The sequence below is a fragment of the Actinoallomurus oryzae genome (assembly GCF_039541955.1).
Lineage (GTDB): Bacteria > Actinomycetota > Actinomycetes > Streptosporangiales > Streptosporangiaceae > Actinoallomurus > Actinoallomurus oryzae.
Genome location: NZ_BAABHF010000025.1, coordinates 182,315 through 207,843, shown reverse-complemented (window position 1 = coordinate 207,843; position 25,529 = coordinate 182,315). Strand labels below are relative to the sequence as shown.

General features: G+C 72.8%; 23 protein-coding genes. 5 read left to right on the top strand and 18 right to left on the bottom strand.

Annotation, left to right across the window (positions count from 1 at the left end; translation table 11 throughout):
* The first annotated feature begins 333 nt into the window (after positions 1–333).
* Genes ABEA10_RS24605 through ABEA10_RS24595 form a run of 3 tightly spaced genes read left to right on the top strand, consistent with a single transcriptional unit; the run spans position 334 to position 5,122 of the window.
* Entirely contained in the window at positions 334–1,314 is a 981-nt protein-coding gene (locus ABEA10_RS24605; protein ID WP_345467829.1) for an AAA family ATPase, read from the top strand.
* Entirely contained in the window at positions 1,314–2,732 is a 1,419-nt protein-coding gene (locus tag ABEA10_RS24600; protein WP_345467827.1) for a DUF58 domain-containing protein, read from the top strand. Before ABEA10_RS24605 ends, ABEA10_RS24600 begins: the two co-directional genes overlap by 1 nt.
* Positions 2,729–5,122 (top strand): transglutaminase TgpA family protein, encoded by a 2,394-nt coding sequence (locus ABEA10_RS24595; RefSeq protein WP_345467825.1) that lies wholly within the window; start codon positions 2,729–2,731, stop codon positions 5,120–5,122. Before ABEA10_RS24600 ends, ABEA10_RS24595 begins: the two co-directional genes overlap by 4 nt.
* 180 nt (positions 5,123–5,302) lie before the next feature.
* Here ABEA10_RS24595 and ABEA10_RS24590 read toward each other — a convergent pair whose 3' ends face one another.
* From ABEA10_RS24590 to ABEA10_RS24560, 7 genes are all read right to left on the bottom strand, one after another.
* Positions 5,303–5,698, bottom strand: coding sequence for a DUF3040 domain-containing protein (locus ABEA10_RS24590; RefSeq protein ID WP_345467822.1), 396 nt, complete (start codon positions 5,696–5,698; stop codon positions 5,303–5,305).
* Positions 5,699–5,881: 183 nt separating this feature from the next.
* Positions 5,882–7,153 carry a DNA polymerase IV gene (locus ABEA10_RS24585; RefSeq protein WP_345467820.1) on the bottom strand — a complete coding sequence of 424 codons (1,272 nt, stop codon included), beginning with the start codon at positions 7,151–7,153 and terminating at the stop codon, positions 5,882–5,884.
* 222 nt (positions 7,154–7,375) lie between these two features.
* Positions 7,376–8,119: a methyltransferase domain-containing protein gene (locus ABEA10_RS24580; RefSeq protein ID WP_345467818.1), complete on the bottom strand. Its 744-nt coding sequence runs from the start codon at positions 8,117–8,119 to the stop codon at positions 7,376–7,378.
* A 113-nt stretch (positions 8,120–8,232) separates the two neighbouring features.
* Positions 8,233–8,649 carry a transcription antitermination factor NusB gene (nusB, locus tag ABEA10_RS24575; RefSeq protein ID WP_345467815.1) on the bottom strand — a complete coding sequence of 139 codons (417 nt, stop codon included), beginning with the start codon at positions 8,647–8,649 and terminating at the stop codon, positions 8,233–8,235.
* Positions 8,650–8,651: 2 nt separating this feature from the next.
* Positions 8,652–9,209, bottom strand: coding sequence for an elongation factor P (gene efp / locus ABEA10_RS24570; RefSeq protein ID WP_329258263.1), 558 nt, complete (start codon positions 9,207–9,209; stop codon positions 8,652–8,654).
* A gap of 35 nt (positions 9,210–9,244) precedes the next feature.
* Positions 9,245–10,312: a M24 family metallopeptidase gene (locus tag ABEA10_RS24565; protein ID WP_345467812.1), complete on the bottom strand. Its 1,068-nt coding sequence runs from the start codon at positions 10,310–10,312 to the stop codon at positions 9,245–9,247.
* A gap of 112 nt (positions 10,313–10,424) precedes the next feature.
* On the bottom strand, positions 10,425–11,471 hold the full coding sequence (locus tag ABEA10_RS24560) for an LLM class F420-dependent oxidoreductase (RefSeq protein ID WP_345467810.1): 1,047 nt from the start codon (positions 11,469–11,471) through the stop codon (positions 10,425–10,427).
* Between the two features lie 133 nt (positions 11,472–11,604).
* On the opposite strand from ABEA10_RS24560, the gene ABEA10_RS24555 reads away from it, so the two are divergent.
* A complete protein-coding gene (locus tag ABEA10_RS24555; protein WP_345467808.1) occupies positions 11,605–12,234 on the top strand; it encodes a nitroreductase family protein in 630 nt (209 codons plus the stop codon).
* 3 nt (positions 12,235–12,237) lie between these two features.
* Here the strand turns inward: ABEA10_RS24555 and ABEA10_RS24550 are convergent, their stop codons facing one another.
* From ABEA10_RS24550 to ABEA10_RS24535, 4 genes are all read right to left on the bottom strand, one after another.
* A complete protein-coding gene (locus ABEA10_RS24550; protein ID WP_345467807.1) occupies positions 12,238–13,023 on the bottom strand; it encodes an MBL fold metallo-hydrolase in 786 nt (261 codons plus the stop codon).
* Positions 13,024–13,080: 57 nt separating this feature from the next.
* Positions 13,081–13,539 carry a type II 3-dehydroquinate dehydratase gene (gene aroQ, locus ABEA10_RS24545; protein WP_329258244.1) on the bottom strand — a complete coding sequence of 153 codons (459 nt, stop codon included), beginning with the start codon at positions 13,537–13,539 and terminating at the stop codon, positions 13,081–13,083.
* 222 nt (positions 13,540–13,761) lie between these two features.
* Positions 13,762–14,829, bottom strand: a complete 1,068-nt coding sequence (gene aroB, locus ABEA10_RS24540) for a 3-dehydroquinate synthase (protein WP_345467804.1) — start codon at positions 14,827–14,829, stop codon at positions 13,762–13,764.
* Positions 14,826–15,326, bottom strand: coding sequence for a shikimate kinase (locus ABEA10_RS24535; protein ID WP_345467802.1), 501 nt, complete (start codon positions 15,324–15,326; stop codon positions 14,826–14,828). Before ABEA10_RS24535 ends, aroB begins: the two co-directional genes overlap by 4 nt.
* Before the next feature lie 95 nt (positions 15,327–15,421).
* Here ABEA10_RS24535 and ABEA10_RS24530 point away from each other — a divergent pair, with 95 nt between their 5' ends.
* Entirely contained in the window at positions 15,422–16,612 is a 1,191-nt protein-coding gene (locus ABEA10_RS24530) for an RNA-guided endonuclease InsQ/TnpB family protein (RefSeq protein ID WP_345467799.1), read from the top strand.
* Positions 16,613–16,655: 43 nt separating this feature from the next.
* Here ABEA10_RS24530 and aroC read toward each other — a convergent pair whose 3' ends face one another.
* From aroC to ABEA10_RS24495, 7 genes are all read right to left on the bottom strand, one after another.
* Complete coding sequence (gene aroC, locus ABEA10_RS24525) at positions 16,656–17,831, bottom strand: chorismate synthase (protein WP_345467797.1); 1,176 nt, start codon at positions 17,829–17,831, stop codon at positions 16,656–16,658.
* Positions 17,832–17,924: 93 nt separating this feature from the next.
* The gene (locus ABEA10_RS24520; protein ID WP_345467794.1) at positions 17,925–18,212 is read right to left on the bottom strand and encodes a PIN domain-containing protein; all 288 of its coding nucleotides are present in this window, start codon (positions 18,210–18,212) and stop codon (positions 17,925–17,927) included.
* Positions 18,213–18,239: 27 nt separating this feature from the next.
* Positions 18,240–21,212: a glycine--tRNA ligase gene (locus ABEA10_RS24515; protein ID WP_345467792.1), complete on the bottom strand. Its 2,973-nt coding sequence runs from the start codon at positions 21,210–21,212 to the stop codon at positions 18,240–18,242.
* 86 nt (positions 21,213–21,298) lie between these two features.
* Complete coding sequence (locus tag ABEA10_RS24510; RefSeq protein WP_345467790.1) at positions 21,299–21,985, bottom strand: SseB family protein; 687 nt, start codon at positions 21,983–21,985, stop codon at positions 21,299–21,301.
* Positions 21,986–22,134: 149 nt separating this feature from the next.
* A complete protein-coding gene (gene bar / locus ABEA10_RS24505; protein WP_329258226.1) occupies positions 22,135–23,241 on the bottom strand; it encodes a barbiturase in 1,107 nt (368 codons plus the stop codon).
* Positions 23,242–23,252: 11 nt separating this feature from the next.
* Positions 23,253–24,200 (bottom strand): carbamate kinase, encoded by a 948-nt coding sequence (locus ABEA10_RS24500; protein WP_345467786.1) that lies wholly within the window; start codon positions 24,198–24,200, stop codon positions 23,253–23,255.
* 85 nt (positions 24,201–24,285) lie between these two features.
* Positions 24,286–25,458 (bottom strand): pyridoxal phosphate-dependent aminotransferase, encoded by a 1,173-nt coding sequence (locus ABEA10_RS24495; RefSeq protein WP_425550951.1) that lies wholly within the window; start codon positions 25,456–25,458, stop codon positions 24,286–24,288.
* Between the last annotated feature and the right edge of the window lie 71 nt (positions 25,459–25,529).

Here is a 25,529-nt window from a genome sequence, read left to right as displayed (position 1 = left end):
GGGGGTCACGAGGAGGCCGCGGCGCATTGTGAAGGCGGAAGGCGCCGAATGACGTGAAACGCACGGACTGCGCGCGCACGATGGAGTGAAGTGGGGAATCCGAAATGGCGCGTGAATCCAATAACACCCGGATGCGGCCGTTAGCCGGATCGAGGGTTACCCTCCTGCACGGAGCATCGCACCAACCAGCCCAAAAGACGTACTGTCGGTGCAACACAACAACATGAACAAACCGGATGGAGCTCCCCATCCGCATCCGTGTGCGACGAGGCCGGGCCGGCGCGGGACCGGCGGCGGGCCGCGTGGCCGCGCGGATGGCCCGAGGAGGGGTTAGTGGCAGTCAGCACACACGGTGACGTCGGACGGGGGCTGGAAGGCCTCGCGAAGATCTCGGGCCGGATCTCCGGGGCCATCGAGTCCGTCATCGAGGGCAAGCCGGACGTCATACGCCTCGCGCTCACCGTTCTTCTCGCCGAGGGCCATCTGCTCATCGAGGACGTGCCCGGGGTCGGCAAGACGATGCTCGCCAAGGCGCTCGCCCGCTCCATCGACTGCTCGGTGCGGCGGATCCAGTTCACCCCCGACCTGCTGCCGAGCGACATCACCGGCGTCAGCGCCTACAACCAGGAGCGGCGGGAGTTCGAGTTCAAGCCGGGGCCGGTCTTCGCCAACATCGTGGTGGGCGACGAGATCAACCGCGCCTCGCCGAAGACGCAGTCCGCGCTCCTGGAGTGCATGGAGGAACGCCAGGTCACCGTGGACGGTCACACGTACGACCTGGATCGGCCGTTCATGGTCATCGCGACCCAGAACCCGGTCGAGATGGAGGGCACCTACCCGCTGCCCGAGGCCCAGCGCGACCGCTTCACCGCCCGCATCTCGATGGGCTACCCCGAGCCCGGCGCGGAACTGCAGATGCTCGACGTGCACGGCCGGACCTCGCCGCTGGACGACCTGTCCCCGGTGGCGCGGGCCGGTGACGTACGGGAGCTGATCGAGCTCGTCCGCAACGTGCACGTCTCCTCCTCCGTGCGCAACTACGCCATCGCCCTGGTCACCGCCACCCGTGAGCACCCCGAGCTGCGGCTCGGCGCGTCTCCGCGGGCGACCCTTCACCTCGTACGCGCCGCCCGCGCGTACGCGGCGCTGGAGGACCGGGACTACGTTCTGCCCGACGACCTGCAGTACCTGGCCGTGCCGGTGCTCGCCCACCGGCTGCTGCCGACCGCCGAGGCCCAGGTCGAACGCCGTCTGCCCGAACACGTGGTCGCCGAACTGGTCGCCCACGTGCCGGTGCCCGACCCCCGGCGCTAGTGGACGCGGGCACCGGACGGGCCGGGTTCAGGCCGGGGCGCGCCGTCCGCGGGGCGCTCGGCTCGCTGACCACTCGCGGACGGTCGTTCGTGGCGGCGGGCATCACCGCGATCGCCTGCGCGTTCATCCTGGGCGAGCGCGACCTGCTGCGGGCGGGGGTGCTCATCCTCATCCTGCCGGTGCTGTCGGGGCTGGTCGTGTCGCGGACGCGCTACCGGCTCTCGTGCACGCGCCGCGCCGACCCGTCGCGGCTGCCCGTGGGGCACGAGGCCCAGGTCGGCATCGTCCTGCAGAACATCTCGCGGTTGCCGACCGGGATCCTGCTCGTGGAGGACCAGGTCCCGTACACGCTCGGCGACCGCGCACGCTTCGTCGTCGACCGGATCGAACCCGGCGGCGGGCGGGAGATGGTCTACCGGCTCCGCCCGGACGTACGGGGGCGTTACCAGGTCGGACCGCTGCTGGTACGGCTCGCCGACCCGTTCGGCCTGGTGGAGCTGGCCCGGTCGTTCGCGACCTCGAACCGGCTGACCGTCACGCCGCCGATCGTGCCGCTGCCGCACGGCCGGCTGACCGGCTCGTGGACGGGCGGCGGCGAGAGCCGGGCCCGTACGATCTCCACCGCCGGAGAGGACGACGTCGCGCCGCGGGAGTACCGCCACGGCGACGACCTGCGGCGGGTGCACTGGCGCTCGACCGCCCGGCGCGGCGAGCTGATGGTCCGGCGCGAGGAGCAGCAGTGGCAGAGCCGCGGCACCCTGTTCCTCGACACCCGCCGGAGCGCGCACTGGGGCCAGGGGGCCGCCTCGTCCTTCGAGCAGGCGGTCTCGGTCGCGGCCTCGATCGGCGTGCAGCTCGGACGCGAGGGACTCGGCCTGCGGTACGTCACGGACGAAGGTGAGACGTTCTCCCCCACCGCCGTCTTCGAGGGGGCGCTGCTGGACTCGCTGGCGGTCGCCCGTACGTCCACCGGGCGGTCGCTGCGGACCGGGCTGGCCGCGCTGCGCACGGCGGCGCGCGACGGCGACGGCCTGGTCGTCGGCGTCTTCGGCCGGCTGACCGCCGAGGACGTCCAGGACGTGGCCCGGTCCCGGCAGGGCACCGCCACGTGCGTCGCGGTGCTGGTCGGAGACGAGGAGCACGCGGCGGCACGGGCGGCCTCGGTGCTGCGGGCCGCGGGCTGGCGGGTGCTGACCGTCGACTCGGCGGCCTCGCTGCCGGCCGCGTGGGCCGGCGCGGACCAGGCGTCGGAGAACTCCGAGCTGCGCGCGGTACGGGACCGCACGGGTGTCCGGCTGCCCGCGGCGGGTCCTCCGGGTACGCCGGCGAACGGCGGGGTGCCGGGCGGCAGTGCGGCGGGCGCGGGCGACGCCGCCGGGGCCGGTACGGACGGAGCGAGCCGGGGAGAGTCGTCATGAGACTGCGGCTGACGATCGTGGCGTGTGCGGCCACACTGCTGGCGACGGTCGGGCTGTACCCGCTGTACGAGTCCGGCGGGTGGTTCGGCACCGGGTTCGGCGCGGTCCTGGTGGTCGGCGTCGCCGGGGCGCTCACCCGGCGGTTCCGCGTGGCGGCCGCGCTGTGCCCGCTGATCGGGCTGGCCGTCCTGTTCCTCTACCTCACCGTGGTGTTCGCCGCCGGGCAGGCGCTGCTCGCCGTCGTCCCGACGCCCTCCTCGACGGCGCGGCTGGGCCGGCTGCTCGGCGAGGGCTGGCACGACGCGAACGCCTACGCGGCGCCGGTGCCGATGCTGCCCGCCATCAACATGCTGACGGGCACGGGAATCGGCCTGGTCGCCATCCTCGTCGATTTCCTGGCGGTGCGCGTCCGCCGGGCGGCGCTCGCGGGACTCCCGCTCCTGGCGATCTACAGTGTGCCGGCGGCGGTGCGCCAGCAGACGACGGGCTGGCTCGCCTTCCTGCTGAGCGCGGGCGGGTACCTCGGACTCCTGGTCTCCGACGCACGGGACCAGCTCACCGGCTGGGGCCGGGCGGTGTTCACCCGCCGCTGGTCGGCCACCGTCCCCGTAGACGAGCGCCCGGACTCCGGACCGCTCGCGGCCGCCGGGCGCCGCATCGGGCTGGCCGCCGTGGCGATCGCGATCGTGCTGCCGTTCGCGGTGCCCGGCATCGAGCCGCGCGGGCTGCTCGGCATCGGCGGGGACGGCGGCTCCGGATCCGGGAGGGGCTCCGGCTCGATCACCGGCCTGGACTCCCTCGACCCGCTCGTGAGCGTACGGCGCCAGCTCGTACGCGAGGGGGACGCCGAGGTGCTGAGGTATCGCACCACGGACGGCTCCGCACCGGACTACCTGCGGATGTACTCCCTCGACCGGTTCAACGGCGAGACCTGGTCGACCGGGCCGCTGCGCGCCGGGCGGGACGAGCGGGTGGCGGACAGGCAACTGCCCGCCGAACCGGGCGCCGGTGCCATCCCCGCGCGGGCGGTGACCACCGACATCAGCATCGACTCGCGGGTGCACGGACTGGACGTGCTGCCGATGCCGTACCCGCCCACCAAGGTGAACATCAAGGGTGACTGGCGGGTCGATCCCCGGTCGCTGACGGTCTTCTCGACCCACGACTCGGCGGGCGGCCGGTCGTACACGGTCTCGAGCATCCGCCCCGAGCCGACGTACCAGGAACTCGTCACCGAGAGCACTCCGCCGGACTCGATCACCTCGCGGTATCTCGCGGTGCCCGACTCGGTCGGCGACGACATCACCAAGCTGGCCGCCCAGCTGACGGCGGGCGCCTCGACGCCGTACGGGAAGGCGGTCAAGCTGCAGGACTGGTTCACCCGGCCGGGGAACTTCACCTACAGCCTCAACACGCCTCCACCACAGCGCGGGGGCGCGCTGCAGGACTTCCTGTTCACCTCCCGTACCGGCTACTGCGAGCAGTTCGCGTCGTCGATGGCGGTGCTGGCCCGCGTCCTCGGCATCCCGGCGCGCGTCGGCATGGGGTACACGGCCGGCTCCCAGCAGTCGGACGGCGAGTGGGTGGTGCGCACGAAGGACGCCCACGCGTGGCCGGAGCTGTACTTCACCGGTGTCGGCTGGCTGCGGTTCGAGCCCACGCCCGGCGGGGACGGCGGCCAGGGCAGCGCCACCGTGCCGTCGTACACGGCCCCGCAGCTGCTCCCCGGCTCGCCGGGCAGCGACCCGGAGACGCAGGTGCCGACGACCGGCACCGGCTCGGGTTCGGTCTCCACGTCCGCGCCGACCGTCACACGGCACCGCACCGACACGCTCGCCGACGAGCGCGCGGCGCCGGGCGCCGCGCCCGAGGAGCACACGTCGCACCTGCCGGTCGCGTGGCTGCTGATCGGCCTCGTGGTGGTGCTCCTGCTGCTGACGCCCGCCACGCTGCGCCGCCTGACCCGCGCGCGCCGCTGGCGCCGGGCGAAGACGGACGTCGCGGTGGCCCACGCGGCCTGGGACGAACTGCGCGCGGACGCGGCCGACCACGGGTTCCGCTGGCCGGCGAGCGAGACACCGCGGGCGACGGGCCGGCGGCTGGCCGAGGCCCTCAAGCTGGACGGGGCGGCCGCGGAGGCACTGGCGCGGCTGGCACGGGCGGAGGAACGGGCTCGGTACGCCCCCTCGGCCGAACCCCTGACGGCACCCCGTGACGACGTGCGCCTGCTGCGAACGGCGTTCCGCGCCCGGGCGAGCCTGCGCGTACGGTGGCGCGCCCGCCTGTTCCCGCCGTCGGCGACCAGGAGCCTGCGAAGGGCGGGCACCCGGATCATGGACGTCTTCGAGTGGCTGGATGTGGCCACACCACGCCGCCGCCGCCCGACCTGACCGGCCACGGAGAGTTAGGGGGCCGCACGGACAGGCGGGCTCACGCAGGCGTGTCGGTCGTGGCGCGCGACTCTTGCGGAGGGAAGGTCGTCGCGTCGGGGATCGCGGTCGGGTTCGGGCGCGGGTGGGCAGCCTTCAGCGCGGGGCGTCGGACACGCGTCCGGGGTCGGGCGGGGGCGGTCAGGGGCCTTCGTGGCGGCGGCGCCAGCGCTCCTCCATCCGTTCCATGAAACTCGCCTTCGGCGCGCGGGACGGCTTGGCACGTTTCCGGGGGTCGGGGTCCGCTCCGATGCCGGTCATGCGCTTCCAGCTCGTCAGGCCCCAGGCGCAGCAGAACACCATGAGGAGGAAGCCGGCGACGCTGATCACGATGCTGATCGGCATCGTGTTCAGGATCGGCCCCGCCATCACCACGATCAGGCCGAGGACGAACCCGATCGCGGCCTTCCAGATCCTGCGCTTGTAGTGGACCTTCGGATCGGTCGAGCGGACCGCGGAAACGAACTTCGGGTCCTCGGCATACAGCGCACGCTCGATCTGGTCGAGCTGGCGCTGCTCGTGGTCAGAGAGCGGCACGGCGCCTCCCAAGGACAGCCCCGCGAAGGGTATACCCACGCCGGACGGAGACATGGCTATCGGTGATATGCCCAGAATACGAGCCGCGACGACCGTGGAAAAGAAAACGCTCCCCCGGAGACGCGCCGATCGCCGAGTCAATCAGCATGTTCACCGTCCGTGGTCACATAGGTCACACTGCCCTCACTTGTCACGAGGCAACTCCTTACCGTAGTACGCCTTGCGCTCACCGTCGGGGCGCATGAGTGCGGCGGGGCGTACGGCGCCGGTGCCGAACCGCCGGGCCGCCAGGTCCATGACCTGCTCGGCCTCGCGCCAGCCCGTCTCCGGCTCGCCCAGCGCGAGCTGGCGTGTGGCGTCCTCGGCGGAAATGAGATTTTCGACACGTACGCCGACGAGCCGCAGCGGTGTGTGCTCCAGCCCGGACGCCTCGTACAGCGCGCACGCCGTCGCGTAGATCTCGCGCGCCAGGTCGGTCGGCTCGCGGAGCGTGCGGGCGCGGCTGATCGTGGTGAAGTCGGCGCGGCGGAGTTTGACCGCGACCGTGCGCCCGACGTGGCCGGCGCCGCGCAGCCGCGCCCCCACCCGGTCGGACAGGCGCAGCAGCTCGCGCCGGATGCTCTCGGGGTCGGCGATGTCGACGTCGAAGGTCTCCTCCGCGCCGATGCTCTTGTCCTTGGCCGCGGAGACGACGGAGCGTTCGTCCCGGCCCCACGCGAGGTTGTGCAGGTGCTCTCCGGCCGCCTCGCCGACCTCGCGCCGGAGCGTGTCGAGCGGGGTCGCGGCCAGGTCGCCGACCGTCCGCAGGCCCAGGCTCCGCAGGGTCTGCTCGGTGCGCTCGCCCACTCCCCACAGCGCGGCGACGGGAAGCGGATGCAGGAACTCCACGACGCCGTCGGCGGGCACGACGAGCAGCCCGTCGGGCTTGCACCGCGTGGAGGCCAGCTTGGCGACGAACTTGGTGCTCGCGACGCCGACCGAGCACGTGATGCCCTGCTGCTCGGCGACCTGCCGGCGGATCAGCTGCCCGATCTCGGCGGGCCGTCCGAGGCGGCGGAGCGCGCCCGTGACGTCGAGGAAGGCCTCGTCGAGCGCGAGCGGCTCGACCAGCGGCGTGATCGAGCGGAAGATCTCCATCACGCCCGCCGAGACCGCGGCGTACTTGTCGTGCCGGGGCGGCAGGACGACCGCCTGCGGGCACAGCCGCCGGGCCCGGGTCATCGGCATCGCCGAGTGCACGCCGTACTTGCGCGCCTCGTAGGACGCGGCGGCCACGACACCGCGCCCGCCGGCGCCGCCGACGACCACGGGCAGGCCGCGGAGTTCGGGGTGTTCGAGCAGCTCGACGCTCACGAAGAAGGCGTCCATGTCGACGTGCAGGATGCCGCAGCCGGTGTCGTCCGCCGGCGGCCCGGGCGGCGGACCCGGCCGGTGCAACTGCTGCTTGCGGCTCATCCCGGTCCCCCACGCCGCACGCGCGCCGGCGCCCCGGCGTACGGAACGCCGCTCCCCCGCCGGTGCGAGCGCCGCTCACGGCCCGTCTCCGGCTCCCGTACCCAGGCCGTCTCGGTGTACGGAACGCCGGTCCGCGGCCGGTACGACCGCCGCTCGCGGCTCATCTCGGTCTCCCGCGGCGACCGGTGATCCGTACGGCCGACGTCGGCGTGGACGGGGGCGTCATCGTCGGCGGGCGAGGGCGTGGAGCTGGGTGGCCACGTCCTTCAGCACCGGATGCATCGCGACCGCGCGTTCGAGGGCGAGGAGGTCTTCGGCGGCGCCGCGCTCGCCGTCGATGAGGCCGCTCGGGACCAGGTCGGCGAAGACACGGATGCCGTGCACCTCACCGACGCCCAGGCCGGAGCCCGCGATGAGCTCGGCCAGCATGCCGGAGGTGAACCGCCGGGGCATCGGGTCGTGCTCGCCCCACCGGCCCTGGGCGCTGGACAGCAGCCGCCGCGCGTCGTCGAACCGTCCCGCGAGCGCGCGGTGCAACACGGCCGCGACCTGGTTGGCCGCCAGGACGCTGACCGCGCCTCCGGGGCGTACGGTGCGGGCGATCGAGGCCATCACCGCGGCCGGGTCGTCGACGTACTCGAGCACGCTGTGGCACAGCACCAGATCGGCGCTGTCGGGGCCGACCGCCTCCAGCAGCCCGTCGGCGTCGCCCTGCAGCGCGCGGACCCGGACGCCCGCCTCGGCGGCGCGGCGCTCCAGGCCGGCGAGGGCGTCGGGGCTGGAGTCGACGACGGTGACGTGGTGGCCCAGCTCGGCGAGCGGCACGGCCAGCCCGCCGGTGCCGCCCCCGGCGTCGAGTACGTCGAGGACGGCCCGGCCGGACGCCTTGGCGCTCTCGTCGAGGACCTCACGCAGGATCTCCCACACGACACCGCGCGCCGGGCGCGTGCGCGGACGCTCGTTCATCGTGCCTCCCCCCATGCCGGACGGCATGGGCGGGCCGCGCACCACCGGCCCGGCGAAGCCGCGTGGACGGTGGGTCCCTGCCTCTTTCGCCTCACAGCGCCCAGCTTAAACGGCTACAACGACAACGAGGGCTTGAGTTCGAGCAGGCGTGACAGCAGGCCGTTGACGAAGCGCGGCGACTCGTCGGTGGACAGCTCGGTGGCCAGGGCCACCGACTCGCTGATCGCCACGCCGTCGGGCACCTCGTCGTTCCAGAGCAGTTCGAAGGCGCCCAGCCGCAGGATGTTGCGGTCGACCATCGGCATGCGGTCGAGGGTCCAGCCGACGGAGTACGTCGCGATCAGCTCGTCGATGCGCTCCCGGTGCTCGGCCACGCCCTCGACCAGCCGGCCGAGAAACGCCTGTTCGGCGAGCGGCTGGCTCGCGTCCGCGGCGCGCCGGGCGAGCACGTCGGCCGGCTGCTCGCCGCGGACCTCGGCCTCGTACAGGACCTCCAGGGCCCGCCTGCGCGCCTTGCTGCGTGCGGCCACGGTCAGCCGCGGCCCAGGTAGTCGCCCGACCGGGTGTCGACCTTGATCTTCTCGCCGGTCGTGATGAACAGCGGGACCTGGATCACCGCGCCGGTCTCGACCGTGGCCGGCTTGGTGCCGCCCGTCGAGCGGTCGCCCTGCAGACCCGGCTCGGTCTCGGTCACCTCGAGGACGACCGCGGCGGGCAGCTCGATGTAGAGCGGCGTGTCGTTGTTGAACGCGATCACGGCGTTCTGCTCGGGCAGCAGGTAGTCGGCCGCGTCGCCCACGGTGGCGCCGGGGATGTGCGGCTGGTCGTAGGTCTCGGTGTCCATGAAGACGAAGTCCTCGCCCTCACGGTAGAGGTACTGCATCTCCCGCTTGTCGACGTTGGCCACGTCGACCTTGGTGCCGGCGTTGAAGGTCTTGTCGACGACCTTCCCGGAAAGAATGTTCTTGAGCTTGGTGCGGACGAACGCGCCGCCCTTACCTGGCTTGACGTGCTGGAACTCCTGGACGGTCCACAGCTGGCCGTCGAGGTTCAGCGTCATGCCGTTCTTGAGGTCGTTCGTCGTCGCCACGTGCGATGTTCTCCTGCGTCGGCGGCCTGCCGCGTCTAGATGACGAGCAGTTCCTTGGTCGTCTTGGTGAGCAGCTCCGCGCCGTCCGTACGGACGACCAGAGTGTCCTCGATGCGGACTCCGCCGCGCCCCGCGAGGTAGACGCCGGGCTCGACGGTGATCGGAACTCGATCCGTCAGTTTACCGGTCTTGTCGTACCCGAGGAGCGGTGCCTCGTGGATCTCCAGGCCGACGCCGTGTCCGAGGCCGTGCGGGAAGTCGTCGGCGTACCCGGCGGCGTCGATGACGTCACGCGCCGCGGCGTCGACGTCCTTGGTGGCGGCCTCCGGGACCGCCGCCTCGACGCCCGCGCGTTGCGCGGCCGCGACCAGGTCGTAGATCTCCCGCAGCGCGCCCACGGCGGGGCCGACGGCGACGGTGCGGGTCATGTCGGCGTGGTAGCCGCCGTACAGCGCGCCGAAGTCCATGGTGACGAAGTCGCCGGACTCGATCACGCGGGCGGCGGGCACGTGGTGCGGGATCGCGCCGTTCGGCCCGCTCGCCACGATCGTGGCGAACGCGGGCCGCTCCGCGCCCAGGTCGACCATTGACCGCTCCAGCGCGACGGCGATCTCCCGCTCGGTACGGCCGGGCCGGATGAAGGGCAGCACCGCGTCGAACGCGCGGTCGGTGATCGCGCAGGCCTCGCGCAGCAGCGCGATCTCCTCTTCGTCCTTGACCTGGCGCAGCTCCTCGACGGCACGGCCCAAGGGCACCAGCTCGATGCCCTCCAGCTCCTCGGCGAGCGTGCGGTGCGCCTCCACGGTCACGTCGTGCGCCTCGAAGGCGAGCCGCCCGGACGCCCGTGAGCCGAGCGCGCCGGCGGTGTCGCGGTCGACGACGCACTCCAGCTCCGGGCAGACGCGCGCCGCGGTGCCCGCGTAGCGCCCGTCGGTGCCGAGCACGGTGGTGCCGTCGGCGCCCACGAGGAGAGCGGCGTTGGAGCTGGCCAGACCGCACAGGTAGCGGACGTTGACCAGCCGGGTGACCAGGGCGAAGTCGGCTCCCTGGTCGGCGACGAGCGCTGCCAGGCGCGCGCGGCGTGTCTCATGGATCCCGGGCATGTCCCGACTGTACGCGCCGCGGCGCGCCGGGGCACACCGGGAGGGCCTCCGCCGCCGGCGCCTCAGAGGCTGCCCGGAGCCCCCGCCCGTCGCGAGCGGCGTCCCGGGCCGCTCAGACGGAGGCCGCCAGCTCGCGCACCTTCTCGATCAGCTTGACGCGGCTCGCGTGGTCGCTCGCGATCGGCGTGACGTTGAGCGTCGTGACACCCGACTCCTTCAGCGCCGCGAGCCGGTCGCGCACGAAGCCCTCGGTGCCGATCAGTGAGGTCTTCTGCAGCAGCTCGTACGGGACCTTCTCGGCGGCCTCCTGCTTCTTGCCGTCGAGGTAGAGGTCCTGGATCTCCTTGGCCTCCCGCTCGTAGCCGTAGCGCCGGGCGAGGTCGTTGTAGAAGTTACGGCCCCTGGCGCCCATGCCGCCGACGTAGAGGGCGAACATGGGGCGCGCGAAGTCGAGGTAGCCCTCGACGTCGTCGCCGATCGCCAGGGGAGCCTGCGCGACGACGTCCAGCTCACCGAGCGCGGGGTCGCGCTTGGCCTTGCCCTTGGCCAGGGCCTCGCCCCACACGCTGTCCGCCTTCTCCGGCACGTAGAAGATCGGCTCCCAGCCCTCGGCCAGCTCGGCGGTCATCTCGACGTTCTTGGGACCGAGCGACGCGACGATGATCGGGATGCGCTCGCGCACGGGGTGGTTGATCAGCTTGAGCGGCTTGCCGAGGCCCGTGCCCTCATCGGCGGGGAGCGGCAGCTTGTAGTACTTGCCGTCGTAGGACAGGCGCTCGCGGCGCCACACCGCGCGGCAGATCTCGATGATCTCCCGGGTACGGCCGACGGGCGCGTGGTACGGCACGCCGTGCCAGCCCTCGATGACCTGCGGGCCCGACGCGCCGATGCCGAGCACGAACCGGCCCTCGGAGACGTAGTCCAGCCCCGCGGCGGTCATCGCGGTCAGGGTCGGGGTGCGCGAGTAGATCTGGAGGATGCCCGAGGCGATCTGCAGGCGCTCCGTACGCGCGGCGATGAAGCCGAGCTGGCTCACGGCGTCGTAGCTGTACGCCTCCGGCACGAACACGATGTCGAGCCCGGCCTTCTCGTAGTCGGCGAGCTCATCGACGGTCTCCCTGAAGCCCCCCGCGTAGTTGAGGGACATCCCGATACGCATGCCGTGGCACCTCTCTGCCGTTCCACCCGGAAACCGAATCACGTTCAGTAATAGCGTAATAGGGAGCCTTCTCCACGATGACCGCCGCAGTCAAGGTGGTGGACCCCACGCGGGCTCCTGAGATCATGCGCGCATGACCCCCGACGAGTTGCTCACCACCACCCGCACCGTACGCAGGCGGCTCGACCTGACCCGGCCGGTCCCGCCCGAGCTGATCCGCGAATGCCTGGAGATCGCGCTGCAGGCGCCCAGCGGCGGCAACAAGCAGGCCTGGCACTGGATCGTCGTCACCGACCCGGTCCAGCGCACGGCCATCGGCCGGGTGTTCACGCGGGCGGCGCGGGAGTACCTGGCATCGGACCACGCGGCGCCCAGACTGTTCGCCGACGACCCGGAGCGCGCACCGGTCCAGCGGCGCATCGGCGAGGGCGTCGCGTACCTCGCCGAGCACATCGCGGAGGTGCCGGTGCTGGTCATCCCGTGCCTGCGCGTGACGTCCGTGCCGAGCGGCGGCCAGGCCGGGCTGTGGGCCTCGCTGCACCCGGCGACGTGGAGCTACATGCTGGCCGCCCGCGCCCGGGGACTCGGGACCGCCTGGACGGCGCTGCACCTGGCGTACGAGCGGGAGGTCGCCGGGCTGCTCGGGCTGCCGGAGGACATCCGCCAGGGCTCGCTGATCCCGACGGCCTACTACACCGGAGAGACGTTCCGCCCCGCCCCCCGCCGGCCGCTGGATGAGGTCCTCCACCTCGACCGCTGGTGAGGCTTACCCGCCGGAAGTGACCAGCGTCAGGCCGTCGTCCGCGGTCTCCCAGTCACTCAGGTCCGCGGCCAGCGCGGAGGGCGACATGTGGGTCAGCAGCAGGCGGCGGCAGCCGAGCCGGTGCCGGTTCGCGGCCAGAGCGTCCAGATCGAGGTGCCAGCGTACGGGCGCCGGGCTGTATCCCTCGCAGAAGAAGACGTCCGCGCCCGCGGAGGCGTCGATGAGCGCGTCGGTCCACTCGGTGTCCCCGGAGTAGGCGACCGTGCCGCCCTGCCCGGCGTCCTCGACTCGCAGGGCGTAAGCCGGAGCGCCGGACGCATGCCGCACCTCGAAAGGCGTCGCGGTGAACCTTTCGGTGGAGAAGGGACGCCGGTCGGCGTGCTCGCGGACGTGCACCGCGAACCTGCGCCGGACGCCGCTCGACCCCGGGAACAGCGTCTCCATCGCCTGCTCGAGGCGTTCCCGTGTCCCGGGCGGTCCGACGACGGTCAGATCGGTGGTCCGGCGGCGGAACTGCCCGTCCAGGATGAGGAACGGCAGGCCACCGAAGTGGTCCCCGTGCAGGTGACTGACCAGGACCGTCTCGATCGCGTTCGGGTCCAGCCCCTGACGGCGCAGGGCCACGAGACTGGTGGCCCCGCAGTCGACCAGCGTGTGGGCGCCGACCCCGGGATCACCGAGCGCGATGCACGTCTGGAACCGCTCCCCCGACCCGAACGCGTCCCCGCTGCCCGCCACCGTGATCCGCATCGCATCGCCTCCGCGCTCCACGCCGTCGAGGACGATCATGCCGGGCGAGCGCCGCCGCAGGTAGCCCCGTGTTCCCTAGGACGCCATGGCCGGCCGCTATGACACCACCTCAGGCGCCGACTCGGCGAGGAGTTCGGCGACCGCCTGGAGGGCGAGGACGTAGGAGAAGGTGCCGAAGCCCGCGATGGTGCCCGAGGCCACGGCCGCGACGACCGAGGTGTGACGGAACTCCTCGCGGGCCGCCGGGTTGGAGATGTGGACCTCGATGAGCGGCGCCGTGCGCTGGGCGATGGCGTCGCGTACGGCGTAGGAGTAGTGCGTGAAGGCCGCGGGGTTCAGCACCACCGGGATGCGCCCGTCGGCGGCCTCGTGGAGCCAGGTGATCAGCTCCGCCTCGTCGTCGGTCTGGCGCACCTCGGCGTGCAGGCCCAGCCTGCGGGCCGTGTCACGGCACAGGGCGGCCAGGTCGTCGAAGGTCGTGGCCCCGTACACGTCGGGCTCGCGGCTGCCCAGCCGGCCGAGGTTGGGTCCGTTCAGGACCAGCACTTCGCTCACTGGCCGTTCGCCCTCCTCACTCGCTCCGCGGCCGGACTCGTCCCTCGCCCGGCCACTCCACTCGCTACGTCGGGCTCACTCGTGCTCACTGGCCGTTCGCCCTCCTCACTCGCTCCGCGGCCGGACTCGTCCCTCGCCCGGCCACTCCACTCGCTACGTCGGGCTCACTCCGGCTCATCGGGTTGGCCGGGTGCTCGGTCATCGGGTTGGCCGGGTGCTCGGTCATCGTGCCACCCGTTCGTAGGCGGATCTCAGCAGGTCCTCGTCCGGGTCCTCCAGACGGCCCGGCGCGGCGAGGCCGTCCAGGACCACGAACCGCAGGCGGGCGCCCCGCGCCTTCTTGTCGACGCGCATCGCCTCACGCAGCTCCGGCCAGGCCTCGGCGGCGTACGACGTCGGCAGGCCCACCGCGGTGAGGATCTCCCGGTGGCGCTTGACGACGTCGGCGCCCAGCCGCCCGGCCAGGCAGGCCAGCTCGGCGGCGTACACCATGCCGATCGCGACGGCGTCGCCGTGCCGGAAGCGGTACGCCTCGACCTTCTCGATCGCGTGGCCGAGCGTGTGACCGTAGTTGAGGATCTCCCGCAGGCCGCTCTCCCGCAGGTCCTCCGACACGACGCGCGCCTTGATCGCGATGGCGCGCTCGATGAGCTCGAGGGTGTGCGGCCCGTCGGGGCGGCCCGCCGCCTCCGGGTCCTCCTCGACGAGCTCCAGGATGCGCGGATCGGCGATGAACCCGGCCTTGATCACCTCGGCGAGGCCGGCGACGTAGTCCTCGCGCGGCATGGTCACGAGCGTGGCCAGGTCGCACAGGACCCCGGCGGGCGGGTGGAAGGCCCCGACGAGGTTCTTGCCCTCGGGGATGTCGATCGCGGTCTTGCCGCCGACGGCCGCGTCGACCATGCCGAGGAGCGTGGTCGGCACCAGCACGGCGCGTACGCCGCGCAGCCAGGTCGCGGCGGCGAACCCGGCGAGGTCCGTCGTGGCCCCTCCGCCGACGCCGACGATCGCGTCCGATCGGGTCATGCCCAGGCCGGCGAACGCTGACCACAGCCCGGCCAGCACGCTGACGTCCTTGCCCGCCTCGCCGTCCGGCACCGGCAGGAGACGCGCGTCGTACCCGGCGTCGGCGAGCGCGTGGCAGACCGGCCGCGCGATCTCCGGCAGCCCCTCGGCGTGCACGACGGCGACGATCCCGGCCTCGCCGAGCAGCGAGGGCAGCTCGCCGAGCACCCCCGTGCCGATCACGACGTCGTACGGCGTGTCGCCGCCGACCGCGATTCTGCTCACTCGAGTCCCTTGACGATCTCGTCGACGATGTCGGCGGGCTCGCGTTCGTCCGTGGCGACCCGGACCGTGGCGAGACCCTCGTAGATCGGCCGGCGCTCTTCCATCAGCTTGCGGAACTGGCTGCGCGGGTTGAGCACGAGCAGTGGCCGCGCCGAGGCGAGGCCGACCCGCTTGACCGCGTCCGACAGCCCGACCTCCAGGTAGACGACCGGCAGCTCCGCCAGGTCGGCCTGCGTGCCGGGGTCGAGGATGGAGCCGCCGCCGAGGGCGAGCACCCCCTCGTGCTCGGCGAGCGCGGCCTGGACGGCCGCGCGTTCGAGCGCGCGGAAGCGCTCCTCGCCGTCGTCGATGAAGATCTCCGCGATCGGCTTGCCGGCCGTGGCCTCGACGTCGTGGTCGGTGTCGCGGAAGGCGACGCCGAGCCGCTCGGCGAGGAGTTGTCCGACCGTGGTCTTGCCCGACCCGGGCGGGCCGATGACGACGGCCTTGGGTTTCATCGGCTGCGCGACGTGGAAACCCCGGCCGTCAGGCAGCCGGGGAAGAAACGTCGCTCCCTCCTTGGAATGTCGGTGGTGGTGGTTAGCGTCGTGGCATGCGATTTCGGCTCCAGCCCACGCCCGCTCAGGAGGCGGCGTTGCTGGAGCACTGCGCCCACGCCCGATTTGTATGGAATCTCGCGTGTGAGCAGCACCTGCATTGGCGGCCGGGGCGGGCGAGCGCGCCGGGGTATACCGAACAGTCCCGCCAGCTGACCGAGGCCAGGAAGGAGTTCGCGTGGCCGGCGGCGGGGTCTCAGACGGTGCAGCAGCAGGCGTTGCGGGATTTCGCCCAGGCCGTGGCGAATTTCTTCGCCGGCACGCATCGGCGTCCGACGTGGCGTAAGGCGGGCTTCCATGAAGGGTTCCGGATCGTCGGCCGCCGTGGCGCCCACTGGGACGTACGGCGGCTGTCCCGCAAGGTCGGAGCGGTGTGGGTGCCGAAGGTGGGCTGGGTGCGGTTCCGCTGGTCCCGTCGGATCCCCGAGACCGTCAAGTCGTTCCGGGTCAAACGGGACCGTGCGGGCCGCTGGCACGTCTGCTTCGCGGTGATCCCACCGGCGATCGACGGTCCGGGTACGGATGCGATCGTCGGTGTGGATCGCGGTGTGGCCGTCTCGGCCGCCCTGTCCACCGGCGAACTGTTGACGGTTCCGGGTCTGCGTGACAGCGAGACCGGGCGCCTGCGACGTCTGCAACGCCGGCTGGCACGTGCCACGCGGGGGTCGAACCGGCGTATGCAGGTCAAGACCGCGATCGCCTGGTTGAAAGCCCGCGAAACCGACCGACGCAAGGACTGGGTCGAAAAGACCTCCACCGATCTGGCCCGCCGCTTCGACCTGATCCGCCTCGAAGATCTGAAGATCGGCGCCATGGTTCGTTCCGCACGCGGCACCATTGCCGCGCCGGGGGTGAACGTTCGGGCCAAGGCCGGGCTCAACCATTCCATTCACGCGGCCGGATGGGGCCAGTTGGCGGCCCGCCTGGGCCAGAAGGCCGCCGACCGGGTCGAGAAGATCCATCCCGCCTACACATCCCAAACCTGTCATGCCTGTGGGCATCGCGCAGCGGACAACCGTGAGAGCCAAGCGGTTTTTCGCTGTCGCGCCTGCGGGCACACCGATCACGCGGACGTGAACGCGGCCAGGAACATCGCGGCAGGACGTGCCGTGACAGCGCGGGGAGCCCTCCAGCCATTGGGCGGGGCCATGAACCGCGAACCTCAACCTGTTCCCTCCTACGTGTAGGGGATCGGGTTGGAACCCCCCGCCCTCAGGCCGGGGGAGGACGTCAATTGATCACCAGTGAGGATAGGTAGCCCTGCAGGTTCCTGGCGGTCTCCTCGACGGAGTCGCCGCCGAACTTCTCGACCGCGGCCTCGGCGATGACCAGGGCCACCATCGCCTCGGCCACCACGCCCGCGGCCGGGACGGCGGTGACGTCGCTGCGCTGGTTGATGGCCTTGGCCGGCTCGCCGGTCAGCACGTCGATCGTGGACAGTGCGCGCGGCACCGTGGAGATGGGCTTCATGGCGGCGCGGACCCGCAGGGTCTCGCCGGTCGTCATGCCGCCCTCGACGCCGCCGGCGCGGTTGGTGACCCGCCGGATCTCGCCGTCGCGCACGATCTCGTCGTGCGCCTGCGAGCCACGCCGGGCGGCGGTGCGGAAGCCGTCGCCGACCTCGACGCCCTTGATCGCCTGGATGCCCATGAGGGCGGCGGCGAGGCGGGAGTCGAGGCGCCGGTCCCAGTGGACGTGGCTGCCCAGGCCCGGCGGCAGGCCGTGCACGACGACCTCGACCACGCCGCCGAGCGTGTCGCCGTCCCGCTTGACCTGCTCGATGTGCTTCACGATCGCGGCGCTGGTGTCGGGGTCGAGGCAGCGGACCGGGTCGGCGTCGATGCGCTCGAGGTCGCCGGACTCGGGGATCACGCCCTCGGGGACGCTCACCTCGCCGAGCGCGACCACGTGGCTGAGGACCTCCACGCCGAGCACCTGGCGGCAGAAGGCGCGCGCGACCTCGCCGATCGCCACCCGGGCGGCCGTCTCGCGGGCGCTGGCGCGCTCCAGGACCGGCCGGGCGTCGTCGAATCCGTACTTCTGCATGCCGGCCAGGTCGGCGTGGCCCGGGCGGGGCCGCGACAGCGGCGCGTTGCGCGCCTGCTCGGCGAGCACGTCGGGGTCGACCGGATCGGCCGACATCACCGTCTCCCACTTGGGCCACTCGGTGTTGCCCACGCGGATCGCGATCGGGCCGCCGAGCGTGCGGCCGTGGCGGATGCCGCCGATGATCTCGACTTGGTCCTGCTCGAACTTCATGCGGGCGCCGCGCCCGTAGCCCAGGCGCCGGCGGCGCAGCGCCTCGGCGATGTCGGCCGAGGTCACGGCCACACCGGAGGGCAGCCCTTCGAGGATCGCGGCGAGGGCCGGGCCATGCGACTCCCCCGCGGTCAGCCAGCGCAACATGCGGTAAATACTTTCATGTAGGGGCGGCGTCCCATGCAGGTGTCCAGCATATGGGCACCGGTCAGGCGTTCTCGCGCCGGTCGCGCCGCGGCGTTACAGCGGATTGCGGATGCTCAGGCCGGAGAACCGGGTGAAGTCACGATCGACGGTCCACAGCTCCCGCACTCCGTGAGCGACGCACAGCGCGGCGATCCTTCCGTCGTGCACGAGCGGGCCGGCGATCTTGCCCTCCATGAGCATCGGCCGTAGTGCGTCCCAGTAGCTGGCCCCCTCACCGAGCGTCACCAGCGACGGCGAGGCGAGCCACGCCTCGATCTGATCGATCGCCTGCTCGGCGGTGCTGGGAGGGGCATAGATGTCCCATACGCCAATACTCAGCATGTCGCTTTCGACACCGACGGTGACGGCTCAGGCGATCTCGCGCCAGTCGAGGATGTCGGTGACCAGGTCGCGGATGCCGGCGAGCAGGCCGAGGCGGTTCGCGCGTACGGTGGCGTCCTCGGCCATGACCAGCACCTTGTCGAAGTAGTCGTCGATGGGCTCGACCAGCGCCTCGGCCACCGCGGCGAACTCCGGCAGCGGCAGCGGGCCGCCGCGCAGCTTGTCCGCGACGCCCGCGAGGGCGGTGCCCAGCGCGCGCTCCGCGTCGTCCTCGAACAGCGCCGGGTCGTAGGACGCGGGCGTGTCCGGCGGCACGATCCGCAGCACCCGCTGGAGCGCGGCGGTCAGGCGGGCGAACCCCTCCGACTCCAGCAGCCCCTCCAGGTCGGCGGCGTCACGCGCGACACGCGCGGGCGTGGCGGCGTGCGGCATCACGGCGCGCACCACGTGCACCGGGCGGCCGGCCTCCAGGAGCGCCTGCTCCAGCCGCCGCGCGGTCAGCCGCTCGGCCTCGCGCACCGCCTCCGGGCCCACCTCCACCGGCTGGAAGGCGGCCGCGATCGCCAGGCCCTCGTCCACCCGGATGCCGGCCAGGCGGCCGTGCGCCCGAAGGATCGCGGTGAGGCCGAGCGCGGCCCGGCGCAGGCCGTACGGGTCGGAGCTGCCGGTCGGCGCGGCGCCGACGGCGAACAGGCCGGCGAGCAGGTCGAGCCGGTCGGCGACGGCGAGCAGCGCGCCGGGCAGCGAGACCGGGAGCGCGTCGCCGGATGAGCGGGGCAGCTCCATCTCCACGAGCGCCTCCGCGACCGGCTCGGCCTCACCGGCGCGGCGGGCGTACTCGCCCGCCATCGTCCCGGCGAGGCTGGAGAGTTCGATCACCATGTGCGAGGCGAGGTCGAACTTGGCGAGGCGCGCCGCGCGTTCGAGCGTCGCCCGGTCCTGCTCGCCCAGGCCGACGCGGTCGGCGAGGGCCAGCGCGATCGAGCGGATGCGGCCGGCGCGGTCGGCCATCGACCCGAGACGCTCTTCGAAGGTCAGCGCGGCCAGGCCGGCCGTCATCTCCTCCGGCGGCGTGCGCAGGTCGGCCTCGAAGAAGAACGCCGCGTCCTCGAACCGCGCTCGCAGGACCGCCTCGTTGCCCGCGCGGACGGCGCCGAGGTCGCAGGCGCCGTTCGCGACCGCGACGAAGTGCGGCAGGAGACGGCCGGCGGCGCTCACCGGCAGGTACCGCTGGTGCTTGCGCATGACCGTGGTGAGCACCTCGGCGGGCAGCTCGAGGTGGCGCTCGTCGAAGGAGCCGAGAAGGGCGACCGGCTCCTCCACGAGGTTCACCACTTCGGGCAGGACGGTCTCGTCGGGCGCGCCGCCCGCCGAGGCGGCGAGCTCGGCCGCGGCCTCGGTGATGCGCCGCGTGCGGACCCGCGCGTCCGGCTCGATGCCGTGCGCGCGCAGGGTGTCCAGGAAGCGGCCCGCCTCCGCCACCTCCACGACCGGCAGGTCCGCGGTGCGGTGCACCCGGGTCGAACGCCCGCTCTCCAGCGTCGAGACCGTGAACGGCACGACGTGCGGCCCGAGCAGGGCGGCGATCCAGCGAATCGGGCGGCTGTAGGACAGGCCGGGGGCGTTCCAGCGCATGTTGCGGTCGGCGCGCAGCGCGGTGACGACGCCGGGCAGGACGCCGGCGAGCACCTCCGCGGCCGGCCGGCCCGCGACCGTGCGGACGAGGCCGACGTACTCCCCGCCGTTCACGGTGATCTCGCGCAGGTCGGCGACGTCGGCGCCCTGGCCGCGGGCGAAGCCGATGGCGGCCCTGGTCGGCGCACCGTCGGCGTCGTAGGCCGCCGACCGGCGCGGGCCGCGGACGGTCCGCTCGGCGTCGTCCTCGCGCGGCCTGACCTCGTCGACGACGGCGACGACGCGGCGGGGCGCGGACATCACCCGGATCTCACCGTGCCGCAGCCGGGTGCCGGCCAGCAGTTCGGTGAGGGCGTCGCGCACGGCGCCTGCGACACGCTCGGTCTCGGTGGCGGGCAGTTCTTCGAAGCCGATCTCGAACGCCAGCGTCGACGGCTCGCCGATCTCGGGGAAGGCCTCCGCGCGGCGCTCGGGCGCCGGGCGCGTCGCGGCGTCGCCGAGCGGATGCCCGAGCTCCTCGCGGCGCTCGGCCCACAGCCGCGCGACGTCGTGGGCGAGGGCGCGCATGCGGGCGAACGCGCTGGCGCGCTCGGTGGTGCCGACGGCTCCGCGCGCGTCGAGCACGTTGAAGGCCTGCGAGCACTTCAGGACGTACGTGTGCGCGGGCACCGGCAGGCGCGCCTCGATCATGCGCCGCGCCTCGGCCTCGTACGCGGCGAAGAGCGCGCGGCCCGCCTCGACGTCGGCCTCGTCGAGGTAGTAGCGGCTCATCTCGTACTCGGCCTGCCCGAACGCCTCGCCGTAGGACAGACCGGGCGCGTACGCGATGTCCTTGAAGTGCCCGACGCCCTGGAGCGCCATGATGATGCGCTCCATGCCGTAGGTGATCTCGACCGAGACCGGGTCGAGGGGCATGCCGCCGGACTGCTGGAAGTAGGTGAACTGGGTGATCTCCAGGCCGTCGAGCCAGACCTCCCAGCCCAGGCCCCACGCGCCGAGCGCCGGCGAGGCCCAGTTGTCCTCGACGAACCGCACGTCGTGGGCGCGCAGGTCGACGCCGATGGCCTCCAGGCTGCCGAGGTAGCGCTCCTGCGCGTCGCCGGGCTCGGGCTTGAGGATCACCTGGTACTGCGTGTGCGTCTGGAGCCGGTTGGGGTTGTCGCCGTACCGCGAGTCGTCCGGGCGGACGCTGGGCTCGACGTAGCCGACCTTCCACGGCTCGGGCCCGAGGACCCGCAGCGCGGTGGCGGGGTTGAGCGTGCCGGCGCCGACCTCGGTGTTCATCGGCTGGACGATGGCGCATCCCTGCCCGGCCCAGTATTCGGTGAGGCGGATCAGGGCGTCCTGCATCGTCAGCGTCGGCATGTCCCGAGCCTAACGAGGCCTGACCAGGCACGCGCGCCCGCCGCCCGGCGCGCCGGAAGACCGGAGGCCGGGCGGCGGAACCGGGATCAGGAGAAGACGACGCCGAGTTCGACGCCGCCGGAGACACGGCCGCTCAGGCGTTCGGACAGGCGGTCGGCGGCCGCGCGCAGGACCACCTGCTCGTCGGCGTCCTGGGCGAGACGCAGCCGGATCGCCAGGTCGCTCTGCGTGCCGGGGCGTACCTGGATGCCGGTGATCCCCGGCAGGTCGCCCGCGGCCTCCTGGACGGCGGCCAGGACGTCCGGGTCCTCGTGGGGGGCGGTGATCGTGCCGCCCTCGGCGAGGACGCGCAGCCTCGGGCCCTCGATGGCGTACGGCACCGGGCCCGCGACGTCGATGACCAGGGCGTCGGCGGCCTCGTCGAGGGCGGCCTGGCAGGCCTGCACGGCGCGCACCGCGACGGGACGCGCGTCCGCCTGCCAGCGGGCGAGACTCTCGGCCGAGGTGAAGGCCAGCACGCCGCGCCGCCCGTCGTCTCCGACGAGCGTCGGCAGCGCCATCTCGCTCTCCTTCTCACGGCGCGAACCGTCCACCGTCTCGTCTTCGGTCAGGACGGCGACCACGGGGACGAACAGGCGTGCTCCGGGGAGGGCGGCGAGGACGGCGTGCTCGCCGTGCCCACCGGCGTAGGCGCGCAGCGCCGCCTCCAGCTCGGCGGACGCCGTGCCGTCATCGTCGGGGAAATCCGGCTGGGGAATGGTTCTTTCGGACACGACAGACCAGCGTAACGGCCGGGGCCGCGCGCTCCGGCCTGGCGCGGCGGCTGACATCACCGGCATGTCGCGATCTGAACCCTGTTCTCGGACCGTGTGGCCGGGGCCGCCCCCGCCCTCCGGCGGCTGACCGGGCGCCGGTCGCCGGCTCAGCCGAGGTCGGCGATCGCCGCGACCGGGCCGCCGCCCGAGGGGCCCTGGTGCACGGCCGCCACCGAGACGAACACGGCCGGGTCGCCCGTCACGGATGCGGCGACGCCGCCGACGCACGCCTTGATCTGGCGGTGCCAGTGCACGTCGGAGTCGTCGAGCATGATGTTGCGGCGCCCGCGTACCGACCCGCCCGGGTCCGCCTCGCACTTGAGGAACACGTTGACGAGCCGGCCGTCCAGGTCGCCGTGGTGCGGACGTTCGGGCAGGTCGATGCCGGAGGAGCGGATCGCCGCCCAGATGCCGTCGGCGTCCAGGGCGTCCTTCATCACGCTGTGGCCGATGCGGTAGCGGCCGCCGATGCCGCGGACGTTGCCGACCACGACGATCTGGGCCCGGTCGAGCTCGACCCCGGAGGAGCAGGAGGCGACCGAGGAGTACAGCGACAGGTCCTGGTGGATCCGCTCCGCCTCCGGCATCGCGATCTCCCCGAGGGCGACCGCGATGCCGAGCGCGGTCGTGGAGTTGGAGATGTCCATCGACTTCAGCGTGTCCTCGGTGACGACGTCGTGGCCGCGCCGCTTGGCGTCGTTGATCGTGTCGAGGGTGAGCAGGGGCGTCTTGGTCTGCACGTAGTGGACGTCGGCGGCGTCCTGGATGCCGGCCGCCTTCATGGCGTCGCGTACGCCGCCGGCGACCTTCTCCACCATGGCCGGGCGGCCGATGTCCTCGGGCAGGATCACCTCGCTCATGGCGACGCCGACCGAGACGCGGGGCTCGTCGGTCACCGGGGCGGAGGACGGGTCCACGGTCGCGAAGATCGTCGCGTGCGGGCTGAGCACCCCGTCCGTACCGCCGGACCACACGAGCGGCACCTGGGCGACCTCCTCCGGCGTACGGCTGCCCCGGGCGACGAGCACCTCGCGGAACGCCCGGTCGGCGAGGATGCGCGTGTAGTCGTTGACGCCGCCGTTGCCTTCGGTCTTGCCGATCACGGCGAGGACGCGATCGGCCTCGATCACACCGTCGTCGATCAGCCGGGCCAGCCCCGACGCGTCCGTGACGCTGTCGATGGCGACCTTGCGTACCTCAATCGGGTCCGGCATGTCCTCACCCTTCACAACTCGATGACTGTTCCGGCCTTGCCGTCCGCGGCGTCGCCGATGCGCTCCAGCGATGTGATCGCCGCCCGCTTACCGCCCTCCTCGACGAAGCGCACCACCGCCTCGACCTTCGGGCCCATGCTGCCCCCGGCGAACTCCCCCTCGGCCGCGTACGCCCGCAGCCGGGCGGGCGTCGTACGCCGGATGGGCCGCTCGTCCGGGGTTCCGTACCCGGTCATGGCGTACTCGACGTTCGTGGCGATGACCATGGTCGTGGCGGAGACGTGGCGGGCGAGCAGCTGCGCGGCGAGGTCCTTGTCGATGACCGCCTCGACCCCGCGGAAACCGCCGTCGGCGCGTACCACCGGTACGCCGCCGCCCCCGGCCGCCACGACGATGAATCCCGCCGCGAGCAGGGCGTCCACGGCGGGCGCGTCGATGATCTCCCGCGGCTCCGGGGAGGCGACGACCCGCCGCCAGCCCTTGGCGCCGAACGACCGCCAGATCTCGCCGTGCGCGCGGCCCTGCTCGGCCGTCTCGATCGGGAAGTAGCGGCCGACCGGCTTGGCCGGGGCCGTAAAGCCCGGGTCGGCGGCGTCGACCAGGGTCCGGGTCGCCACGACGGCCACCGGCCGAGCCGAGCCGCGCGCGGCCAGGGCGCGGTCCAGCGCGTTCAGCAGGAGGACACCGATGGTCGCCTGGGTCTGCGCACCGCACCAGTCGAGGGGCACGGGCGGCACCACGGAGGCGGCGAGCTGGTTCTTGATCAGCAGGTTGCCGACCTGGGGCCCGTTGCCGTGGGTCAGCACGACCTGGGCGCCGCCGGCGACCAGGTCCGCGACCGGCTCGACGGCCGCCTTCACGGCACGCCGCTGGGCGTCCGGAGTGGCGCTGCCGTCCGGCCCCGTCATCGCGTTGCCGCCGAGGGCGATGAGGACGCGCTCGCCGTTCGCGGTGGTCACGAAGGCGAACCTATTCTCTGACCTGCGGTGTGCTCATGGGCAGAGTATGCCCAGCGAGCGCGTCTCCTTTGGCAGGTGTGGACGTTCAGCCGGCCACGCGGGCGAGGCGCGCGGCGGCGTCGTCGATGACCTCGTCGCGCTTGCAGAAGGCGAACCGTACGTACGGGTCGCCGGCGTCGGAGTCGTAGAACACCTGGGTGGGGATGGCGACGACGCCGGCCCGCTCGTGCAGGACGCGGCAGAACTCCAGCCCGTCGGTGAAGCCGAACGGGCGCACGTCGGCCTGGACGAAGTAGGTGCCCTGGGTGTGCAGCGGGGTCAGCCCGGCCGCCTGGATGCCGGCGGTGAGCCGGTCGCGCTTGGACTGCAGCGAGGTCCGCTGCGCCTCGACCCACTCCAGCTCGGCGCCCAGCCCGTACGCGACCGCCCGCTGGTACGGGGCGCTGCTGGTGAAGGTCAGGTGCTGCTTGACGGTCTGCACGGCGCGGACGAAACGCGGGGGCGCGGTGATCCAGCCGGTCTTCCAGCCGGTGACCGAGAACGTCTTGCCGGCCGAGGAGACCGCCACCGTGCGCTCGCGCATACCGGGCAGCGTGGCGATCGGCACGTGCTCGGCGCCGTCGAAGGTCAGGTACTCGTACACCTCATCGGTGACGGCGACGAGATCGTGCTCGCGGCACAGGTCCGCGATGATCTCGAGTTCCGCGCGGGAGAACACGGTGCCGGTCGGGTTGTGCGGGGAGTTGAGCAGGATCAGGCGGGTGCGCGGGGTGACGGTGGCGCGCAGCTCGGCGGGGTCGAAGGTGAACCGGTCGCCGTCGGGGCGCAGCGTGACCGGGCGGCGCACGGCCCCGGCCAGCGCGATGATCGCGGCGTAGGAGTCGTAGTACGGCTCGAACACGACGACCTCGTCGCCGGTCTCGCAGAGCGCCAGGAGCGTCGAGGCGATCGCCTCGGTCGCGCCGACGGTCACGAGCACCTCGTCCGCGGGGTCGTAGGAAAGGCCGTAACGGCCGGAGCGCTGGGCGGACACGGCCTCCCTCAGCTCGGGCACGCCGGGTCCGGGCGGGTACTGGTTCGCGCCGCCGCGGATCGCCTCGACGGCGGTCTCCAGCAGCTTGGCCGGACCGTCGGTGTCGGGGAAGCCCTGACCGAGGTTGACCGCTCCGGTACGGACCGCCAGGGCGGTCATCTCGGCGAACACGGTGGTGCCGAAGCCCCGCATCCGGGACACCAGCGGATCGATGTTGACCGTCACGCGGCTCAGGGTAACAACGCGGACAAGGCGGCCCCGGGGCGATACGTCCCGTCTGTGCCACAGTGGAGCGA